The following is a 9,499-nucleotide window of genomic DNA, read 5'->3' as shown; positions in this document are numbered from 1 at the left end:
CTTAGTTTAAAGTCGATGTCATACTTCATAAAATAACCCCCATAAGTTGTGTCCAACTTATGGGGGTCAGTTCACGAAAGACACGCCTTTTATTATAAAATCAACGTCGTTTTAAGCTTTAATTAAGCTTATTTTTTATCTTCGTCAACTTCAGTAAACTCAGCATCGACGACATCGTCATCTGCTTGGTTATTGTTACCAGCATTATCAGCACCTTGTTGGAACTGGCTTGGATCCATACCTTCTACGCCAGCCCCAGCATCAGCATAAATCTTTTGGCTCACTGGTAAGAATGCATTGTCTAGCGCTTCAAGTTTGGCTTTGATGTCATCATGATCATCTTCTTTAGCAGCCGCTTCAAGCTCAGAAATTGCAGTCTCTACTGTTGATTTTTCATCCTCAGTGACTTTATCGCCTGCTTCTTTTAGCGCTTTTTGTACCGCATGAATACGACCATCTGCTTCGTTACGTACCTGCGCAAGGTTAGCAAATTTCTCATCTTCAGCAGCGTTGGCTTCAGCATCACGCACCATTTGTTCGACTTCTTCGTCCGATAAACCAGAATCCGCTTTAATCTGGATACTTTGCGCTTTACCAGTACCTTTGTCTTTCGCTGAGATGTTCATGATACCGTCAGCGTTGATGTCAAAGGTAACTTCGATTTGCGGCAGGCCACGTGGCGCAGGTGGAATATCTGTCAAGTCAAAACGACCAAGCTGTTTGTTTTGGTTAGCGATTTTACGCTCACCTTGATACACCTGAATCGTTACGGCTGGCTGGTTGTCTTCAGCCGTTGAGAACACCTGTGATTTCTTAGTCGGAATCATGGTATTTTTCTCAATGATTGGCGTCATTACCCCGCCCATGGTTTCGATACCTAGGGTCAATGGTGTCACGTCAAGCAATAGCACGTCAGTCTTGTCACCAGACAATACCGCTCCTTGAATCGCAGCACCAGCGGCAACTGCTTCGTCAGGGTTCACGTCTTTACGTGGCTCTTGACCAAAGAATTCTTGTACTTTTTGCTGTACTAACGGCATACGAGTCTGACCACCAACTAAGATAACGTCATCGACATCGCCAACTTTTAGACCAGCATCTTCAAGGGCAGTTTTACAAGGACCCATCGTGCGTTGTACCAACTCTTCCGTTAAGCTCTCAAGTTTTGAGCGGCTGATAGTGACAACCAAATGCTTAGGACCACTGCTATCGGCAGTGATATATGGTAGGTTGACTTCAGTGCTTTGGGCACTTGATAGCTCGATTTTTGCTTTTTCAGCGGCTTCTTTTAGACGCTGCATCGCAAGAGAGTCACCTTTTAGGTTGACGTCTTGGTCTTTTTTGAACTCATCAACCAAATAATCAATTAACGCTGAGTCAAAGTCCTCACCGCCAAGGAATGTATCACCATTGGTCGCTAGTACTTCAAACTGCTGCTCGCCATCAACGTCAGCGATTTCGATGATTGATACGTCAAAAGTACCACCACCCAAGTCATAAACGGCAACGGTGCTATCGCCTTGTTTTTTATCCATACCGTAAGCGAGTGCGGCAGCGGTTGGTTCGTTAATAATACGTTTTACATCAAGACCGGCGATTTTACCGGCATCTTTGGTTGCTTGACGCTGCGAATCATTAAAATATGCAGGTACTGTTACAACAGCTTCGGTAACACTTTCACCAAGATAGTCTTCCGCTGTTTTTTTCATTTTTTTCAAGATTTCAGCAGAAACCTGTGGTGGCGCTAATTTTTTACCGTTAATTTCAACCCACGCATCACCGTTATCGGCTTTAGCGATTTTATAAGGCACCATACCGATGTCTTTTTGTACCACTTTGTCATCGAAACGACGACCAATCAGACGTTTAATGGCAAATAAAGTGTTGTTCGGGTTGGTGACCGCTTGACGCTTGGCCGACTGACCAACAAGGATTTCGTCATCTTTATAAGCGACAATCGATGGTGTAGTACGCGTACCTTCAGCATTTTCAATGATTTTAACTTTATCACCTTCCATCACTGCGACACATGAGTTCGTTGTACCCAAGTCAATACCAATTACTTTACCCATAATTAATTGCTCCTAATTTATTTTTAAATAAGATATTTATCTCATCAGACCTAACCTAGCAGATACCAGACGGTCACTTGTTGTTCTATATAGGTTTGAGGCTGTATTATTTCAAGTCATATAACCGACAAAAAATGTCTTTTATGTGATTTTTTGTGTAAACCCTTATTAATAGTAAGGTTTAGCTTGGTTAAAGACTTATTATGTAAAATATTAACCTCTACATAGTTAAGCTTGTAGAACCTACTGCCCAACGCGAACCATTGCTGGGCGCAGCAAACGACCATTTAGGCTATAGCCCTTTTGCAGTACCGTACCCACAGTATCAGCTTCGGCTTCTGGATCAATGCCAACCGCTTCATGCAAATCAGCATTAAATTTCTCGCCTTGTGGCTCAACCACTTCTACGCCGTTTTTGTTTAAGACATCTAATAATGCTTTATGAGTCAATCTGACACCTTCGGTGACAGGGTCATCTGCATGCGCGTTTTCGATAGCGCGCTCTAAATTATCGACAACTTCTAATAGCTCTTTGGCAAATTTTTGCAAGGCGAACTTCTTGCTCTTATCGGCCTCTTGCTCCATACGTTTTTGTGCATTGTAAGCTTCAGCATTGGCGCGCGCTGTACCTTCTTTCGCTTGCTTGACCTCGCCTTCTAACTCGGCGATACGCGCTTTAAACGTATCTAAATCGATATCGTTTTCGATAGTGCTTTCTTCCCCTGAATTTTGCTGTGGATTAAACTCTTCTAGCGTTTCTTTTAAGATACTATCGTCGTGCTCGACATTGTCGTGCGAAACGTTGTCGTGTGAGACATTTTGATCAATATTTTCGTGGTTATTATTCTGCTCGCTCATGATGGCTCCTTTATATAATTATGAATAAGGTTATTAACTGAATAATGATGGACTAGAAAACAACACCATAAATTGGCCAGATAATGAAATAATTGGCCATTCGCCAAACCGTGATTTTATGAATCATATATGTTTGGCAATAACGTTTAACTACCTTCTGATAGCTGATTAATAAAGGTGATGAGGGTAAATTTCAAGCCTACTCTGCAGAATTTTTCTCGCTGTGCATGAACACCATCTTAATCCATGACAGCGTCATGGTAATACTTGTGATGATTACCTTCTCTTAAGCAACCTTATTCCCTTTACGCTTATTGTCAATAAGTAATTCATTTCACTAACAAAACCTACAAAAAAGCGTCAGTTAAGGCAAATAAATTACTATTAGCCCGCAAACTATTACTAAATAATACTCAACTTTATTTTTGCCTATCTTATGATAACTACAAATATAATTTATCATTTATGGGAGGTGTTATGCCTTATTCAGCGACATTATCAGTCAACACCTTACTTAATAAAGCAGTAAAGACACTAAACCTTACGTCTTTAGGTCAAGAAAAACCTGAGCGTTTACTTAATAAACCTTCAAATGACTCTTTAGAGAGTGGTAAACAAGAGCCATTACAGATAAATACTTTGCAAATAAAAACTGATGGCGTGCAGGCCAGCACTGACAGCGAGCCCCTATCTATTAGAGACAAGGTGCTACATCACAATTTGGTGACGGCTTATCAGCCACATTTGCTGCACTATGCAATGAAAAGTATCGGTCTCTTGCCAGAGGCAGTATTAGACAGCTTGGTTGGTTATCTAGATGGACCAACGGCTAAGCAATATGAACATGTTGATGCGCATCTGCGCTTGATTCTTGCGGTGAATAGTAAGCTTAAAACCCCTTTACAGCTCTCAGAAATGGGTGAGCTGCGTAAACGGTTTGCTACTGACGCCGTTGCTATGCAAACGCCTAGAGTTTGGCATCAGGCAAGCTCTTCATTATTCGACAGTATAAAACCTTTTACCAAGAAAAATGAGCCTAGCGTAAATTGGGAAGATAAGACGATTGCCAACGCTGATGATGGCGATATGCTGATTCGTTGTTATCAAAAGCGAGTAAATGCAGCAGGCTTTAGCTTTAAAAAGAAAGCCAAACGCAATCCTGATGAAACCGTCATGCTATTTTTCCATGGCGGTGGCTTTTGTATTGGCGACATCAACACCCATCACGAGTTTTGTCATGCCGTCTGTGAGCAAACAGGTTGGCCAGTGGTCAGTGTTGATTATCGCCTAGCACCTGAATATCCTGCGCCTACGGGACTAAGAGATTGTATTGCTGCTTATGCTTGGTTGGCGGATAATTGCCATAAATTTGGGGCATTAGCGTCGCGTATTGTTTTGGCAGGAGATAGTGCGGGCGGCGGCTTATCTACTATGATTGCCCAACAAGTCATTACACCGTCTGCAAAAGCATGGCAAGACTTAGGGATTGATGGGCAAAAAACGTTTGAGATATTACAGCGCTTGCCGCAGCCACTGGCACAAATGCCTTTATACCCTGTGACAGATATCGAAAATGATTATCCAAGCTGGGAGCTATACGGCGAAGGGTTATTGCTCGATCACGCCGATGTGGCGGTTTTTGATGCTGCTTGTTTAGAAAATAGTCCGCTGCCGCGTCAACATATTTTGACGTCGCCTATGCTCGGTGACAATCGCCACATTTGCCCGACCTATGTCGTTGCAGCAGAATTGGACGTTTTACGTGATGAGGCGTTTGCGTATGCCAAGCAGTTAGAGGATTATGGTAGAGCTGTCCAAACTTATACGGTCTATGGTGCGCCGCATGGCTTTATTCATTTTATGAGCGTGCACCAAGGACTTGAGCAGGAAACTAACCATATTATTCATGGCTTTGCTGGCTTTGTACGTGACGTTATCAGCACACAAAACGTATTAGCAGCCTAGGGCGTGTCTTCAATTCAATTCAATCGATGGACATCTAAATGGGCTAAAAATGGCTGTTATCATTAAATGGCCGTTATCACTAAAAAGTGACAATGATGTTCAATAGGCAGTTAAAGGCTCATTAAAACTAAATCGCCGAGTAAAATGGTTCTGATTATACTTATAATGATAAAGGTAGATGATGATAAAGGTAATTGTCTATCAACTCGGCTGACCGCTTAAGCTAATAAGCCAAACTTCAGAACGTGAGCCCAAACGAAAGGGTATGCCCCAAAATCCATACCCTGACGATACCACAAAGTGACCTTGACCGATTTTTTCGTAGCCATAGCCCAAACGATTGATGGCCTTTACAATAAAATTGGCTGGAAATATTTGCCCATTATGGGTGTGTCCCGAAACCTGTAAATCAATCGGCAACTGACTATGCGCCATAATATCGCTCGGTCGGTGGTCTAACAAAATCACTGGCTCAGCAGTAGTCACTTGCTTGATCAGCTCGGTCGTTCCTACCCTCTGTCGTTTATGATTGTCAAATCGTCCAACAAGCCAAATCGGCTGACCTCGATGCGACAGACAAGTCACGTCATCGTTGAGCAATTGCACACCAGCAGCTTGTAGAGCCTCGCTAATTGGCTGCTCATGACCATACAAATCGTGATTACCTAATGTTGCATAAACACCGTAGCGCAGATTGCTTGCAAGCTTCGCCAAATCTTCTGCCATATTATAGGCCGCAAATGCCTTGGTATTGTCATCCATAATATCGCCTGGCATCAACAATATATCTGCTTCATAGCGCTGCACAATGTCATTGAGCCGTCCGATAGATTTATTGCCAAATAAGCGACCCAAATGCAAATCACTGGCTACCGCAATGCGCAGCGGATGAGTCAGTAGTTTGTCAATCTTAATAGACAGCTCTCGTACTACGGGTACATACGCGCTATACAGCGTATAGTTAAATAGTCCTATAAAGAAAACTAAGGCAAAAACACGTAAGCCAATGCTACTGACTTCTGTATCATAAAAAGTATGAACGCCCAAAGCATGTAAAAGCCAAAAACCACCATACAATAGACTACTTAACAACGCCGTAAGCATCATAAAATGCATCACCATCATCCAAGCGCTTATCCAACGATAGCTATTAGCAAACGACTTTGTGACGCTAAGCAGCAAAAGAGTATTAGTAATCGCAAAGACAGCAATCCAAGTATTTTGTATTAATAAAGGCGTGCTCCAAGGCTGTAGCCACCATTCTAGACTGCACGCTGCGCCAAAACTAAACAGCTGCACGAGGACGATAATAGTGATAATAAATGCGTAGCGCATGAAAATTCCTAGCGAGATAATATTCTAATATAGCGTTTGCTGGTTTTTAGTAGTATTTATAAAGCAGTTGAATTCTAATGACTGTTCTGTGTTTTTATTCAATTTATGACTCCTATAGTGACGACTATTGCGCTGCCTGTAAGGTAATCATCCATATCTCAGAGCGCGTGCCAAGCCGAAACGGTACCGCCCCAATGCCATAGCCAGAAGTCACCAAAAACTGCGTGCCCTCACTGTACTTTGCTCCATAAACCAGCGGCGTAAACCACTTTAGCAATAGTGTTAAAGGAAATATCTGCCCGCCATGTGTATGCCCTGACAGGTGCAAATCGATCGGCAAACCTTTTATTTGTTCTAAATCGGCAGGGCTGTGCTCTAAAAATATTACCGGCTTATTAGCCCTCACCTCACTAAGCAACTCTGTCGCAGCAGGACGTGCGGGATCGGTTTCATCCGAACGCCCTATCAGCAACACTGAGTCATCCAACCAAACGCTTTTATTGTCAATAACCTGAATACCTGCCCGCTCGACTGCCCTAGCAATCGCGACTTCATTACCCGAATAATCGTGATTGCCTAAAGTGGCATAGACACCGAGCGGCGCTGTCAATTTTGATAAGTGCGCATGCATATTGGTAGAGTCATAAGCGTCGGTCGAATCATTCATAACGTCGCCTGCGATGACCACGACATCAGGATTTTGGGCATCAATCAGCTTTACCATCTTATCAATCTGCCGATTGCCAAACCATCTCCCTAAGTGCGTGTCAGAAACCAAAGCTATTTGCAGCGGTTGCTTAAGTGCTTTATCCGTCGTTACTTGCAGTCGATGGACAACAGGTGAATAGGCATTAAATACTGCCAAACCTACGATACTACTATAAATGACCGTGGCAACGGCGCGTATAAGTTTTGGCTGAGGTTTTTGCCTAAGAATATAAACATACACTAAGGCAATAACAGCAGTTATTAATGCGGCATAAAACATAAAGCCTTGCAAAATACCTGCAACCAAATAGACATGGAAGCGCTCGTGCCAAAACTCACTCAATCCGTAGAGCAAAAAAGCATTATTGATAATAAAAATACTTAAGAGTAAGCCAATTTTAGCTACGCGCTGTTTTGGTTGAAAGAACCAGTAAAATATAATACTACTCATAAGGGAGAGCAGTTGGGTAAGGATGATAAAAGGCCACATAATAAAATTGAATCAGACAAAGACAGGCTTATAGTACGCCAATATTCTTACCTGTTGTAGACAGCATGATGGTTTATTGAAACTTGATAGCCGTTAAAACATAAAACGCTCAGCAATTTAGAGCATTTTTAAAATCGCTGTTTCACATGAAACATATCTCTAAAAGTTTACCCTTGCTGCTCCAGTGCTTGCTCTAAAGTTAAGTGTTCAAATTCAAAGCCCGCGTCCAGTAGCGCTTGTGGCAATACTTTTTGCCCATCAATCAACAAGGTCGACATCTCACCAAACATTAACTTTAATAAAAATACTGGTAAAGTAAAAAATGTCGGACGGTGTAGCCATGCGCCAAGTGTCTTAGTAAAATTATGATTGGTCACAGGCTTGGGCGCTGTCAGGTTATAAACCCGCGCTGGCGTAGCGTTTGCTGTTGTTAGAGCATTATCAACGCTATTTGATTGCTGTTGTTGATTAGCCGGATTGGCAAGATGCTGTTCAATGACAAATATCACCGCCCTTACCCAATCGGTGCGGCTGATCCAGCTCATGATTTGCGTACCCTCCCCCAACTGACCGCCGACACCCATTTTAAATGGCGTTAATAATTTTCTAACCATACCGCCCTTAGGATGAATGACGACACCCGTTCTCACGATAACAACAGGCACGCTGTAATCGGTGGCTTTCAATGCCAATTGCTCCCAGTCATCACAAAGTTTATGTGAAAAATCAGCGTTAAAACCACTGCTTTCTGTCAACTTCTTGTCACCTTGAGCACCATACCAGCCAATCGCTGAACCACTAACCAGTAGCTTAGGTTTTGTACTACTACGCGCGATAAAATCCAGTAGTTCCTCAGTAGGCTTGACGCGGCTGGCAAGTAGTTGCTCCTTACGCTCAGCACTCCAACGTTTATCGGCAATTCCTGCGCCTGCTAGATTCAAAATAACATCAAAGCTCTTATTTGATGTCGCCAGCTCATCATAGGTCATCATTTTAATATCATTAGGATGCGCCTGCTTGCTATCGCGCGTCAGCCACGTAACCTGCACTGCCTTATTGTCCTTCTGATAACGCTTGATGATTGCTTCACTAAACGCGCTACCTAGAAATCCTGAGCCACCACTGATTAGAATATTCATCGCTTTTTATCCTTATAGTTGTCTTACGTTTTTCTCAGTGTGACAAAAAACCATCTACAAAAACAAGAGATGAATTGTAGGACTAAGGCTTAAAGCAGCCAGTGATAGGTAGGTAAAAAAGATAAGGTAACTTAGTGATGGTTAGCGACTATTACAAAAAATCGTTAAGTTATGAATGGCGGCTAACGAATCACTTGACCCGTTAGCGCATCGCTGATTTGGCTAGGAAGCTGATAGCCCAGCGTTTCGCCCTTTAGATAGCCGACTTGTTGATTTCCACTTATATTAGCTGAAAGCTTGTGATTTTCATTGCCATTAAAACTATCGGCGCGGTCACTATTTAAAAAATAAGCCTTCGCTTCTACTAATGACAAAGCAGGCGGCTGACCAGAAGGGTTACAGCTGGTCGAGACGACAAAGCCATAAGGATTGTGGTCAGAAACCACTTGTTGACATAACTGCTGCACCAACGGATGGTCAATCACTCGCACCGCCACACTATGATGGGCACCGGTAATCCACGCAGGGATAGAAACGGGTAAGTTTTCTGACAACGGTAATAACCACGTATGCGCCTGCTGGCTATCGACATCACAATCGAAAACAGAATCAGCATCAGCATCAGCATCAGAATTAGAGTCGTTACGCCAGCTGTCTAACACCAACTGGCGTTGCTCATCATTTAGATTACTTAATAGCGCTGTCAGTCGACTGATACTATCAGTGACCACAATCATGCCCTTCTCTAACGGTCGTTGTTTGATAGCCAAAAGCTGCTGTACCGCTTGTTGATTAAAGGGGTCGCAACCGATGCCCCAAACGCTTTCGGTTGGATAAGCAAGCAGCTGTCCTTGTTGCAACCAACGCGCAGCTTCGATGATAGAATCGGTAATAAGTGGTTTAGAGGTAGACATAGCTGAAAAGGATAGAAA

7 protein-coding genes are annotated in these 9,499 nt (G+C 42.9%); 1 reads left to right on the top strand and 6 read right to left on the bottom strand.

The features are described 5' to 3' along the window. Window positions 1-128: 128 nt before the first annotated feature. Window positions 129-2,072: a molecular chaperone DnaK gene (gene dnaK / locus B2866_RS09850; protein WP_296193495.1), complete on the bottom strand. Its 1,944-nt coding sequence runs from the start codon at window positions 2,070-2,072 to the stop codon at window positions 129-131. 243 nt (window positions 2,073-2,315) lie between these two features. Beyond that, window positions 2,316-2,930: a nucleotide exchange factor GrpE gene (gene grpE / locus B2866_RS09845; protein WP_296193492.1), complete on the bottom strand. Its 615-nt coding sequence runs from the start codon at window positions 2,928-2,930 to the stop codon at window positions 2,316-2,318. A gap of 477 nt (window positions 2,931-3,407) precedes the next feature. On the opposite strand from grpE, the gene B2866_RS09840 reads away from it, so the two are divergent. After that, window positions 3,408-4,895, top strand: a complete 1,488-nt coding sequence (locus B2866_RS09840) for an alpha/beta hydrolase (protein WP_296193490.1) — start codon at window positions 3,408-3,410, stop codon at window positions 4,893-4,895. Between the two features lie 201 nt (window positions 4,896-5,096). On the opposite strand, the gene B2866_RS09835 is transcribed toward B2866_RS09840, so the two are convergent. The 4 genes from B2866_RS09835 to B2866_RS09820 all read right to left on the bottom strand — a co-directional run bounded on the left by B2866_RS09835 (window position 5,097) and on the right by B2866_RS09820 (window position 9,481). Then, complete coding sequence (locus B2866_RS09835) at window positions 5,097-6,230, bottom strand: metallophosphoesterase (protein WP_296193487.1); 1,134 nt, start codon at window positions 6,228-6,230, stop codon at window positions 5,097-5,099. 124 nt (window positions 6,231-6,354) lie between these two features. Beyond that, window positions 6,355-7,389 (bottom strand): metallophosphoesterase, encoded by a 1,035-nt coding sequence (locus B2866_RS09830; RefSeq protein ID WP_296193484.1) that lies wholly within the window; start codon window positions 7,387-7,389, stop codon window positions 6,355-6,357. Window positions 7,390-7,595: 206 nt separating this feature from the next. After that, window positions 7,596-8,567, bottom strand: coding sequence for a TIGR01777 family oxidoreductase (locus tag B2866_RS09825; protein ID WP_296193481.1), 972 nt, complete (start codon window positions 8,565-8,567; stop codon window positions 7,596-7,598). Window positions 8,568-8,749: 182 nt separating this feature from the next. Next, window positions 8,750-9,481, bottom strand: coding sequence for an L-threonylcarbamoyladenylate synthase (locus tag B2866_RS09820; RefSeq protein WP_296193479.1), 732 nt, complete (start codon window positions 9,479-9,481; stop codon window positions 8,750-8,752). Window positions 9,482-9,499 lie beyond the last annotated feature (18 nt).

It is taken from the genome of Psychrobacter sp. UBA3483 (assembly GCF_002377905.1).
Classification (GTDB): Bacteria; Pseudomonadota; Gammaproteobacteria; order Pseudomonadales; family Moraxellaceae; genus Psychrobacter.
The sequence above is the reverse complement of the archived record's forward strand: the minus strand, read 5'-3'. Positions and strand labels throughout refer to the sequence as shown.

Excerpts from the sequence above, each read along its gene's own strand:
- dnaK (WP_296193495.1), bottom strand. The coding sequence starts at position 2,072 with ATGGGTAAAGTAATTGGTATTGACTTGGGTACAACGAACTCATGTGTC.
- grpE (WP_296193492.1), bottom strand. The coding sequence starts at position 2,930 with ATGAGCGAGCAGAATAATAACCACGAAAATATTGATCAAAATGTCTCA.
- B2866_RS09840 (WP_296193490.1), top strand. The coding sequence starts at position 3,408 with ATGCCTTATTCAGCGACATTATCAGTCAACACCTTACTTAATAAAGCA.
- B2866_RS09835 (WP_296193487.1), bottom strand. The coding sequence starts at position 6,230 with ATGCGCTACGCATTTATTATCACTATTATCGTCCTCGTGCAGCTGTTT.
- B2866_RS09830 (WP_296193484.1), bottom strand. The coding sequence starts at position 7,389 with ATGAGTAGTATTATATTTTACTGGTTCTTTCAACCAAAACAGCGCGTA.
- B2866_RS09825 (WP_296193481.1), bottom strand. The coding sequence starts at position 8,567 with ATGAATATTCTAATCAGTGGTGGCTCAGGATTTCTAGGTAGCGCGTTT.
- B2866_RS09820 (WP_296193479.1), bottom strand. The coding sequence starts at position 9,481 with ATGTCTACCTCTAAACCACTTATTACCGATTCTATCATCGAAGCTGCG.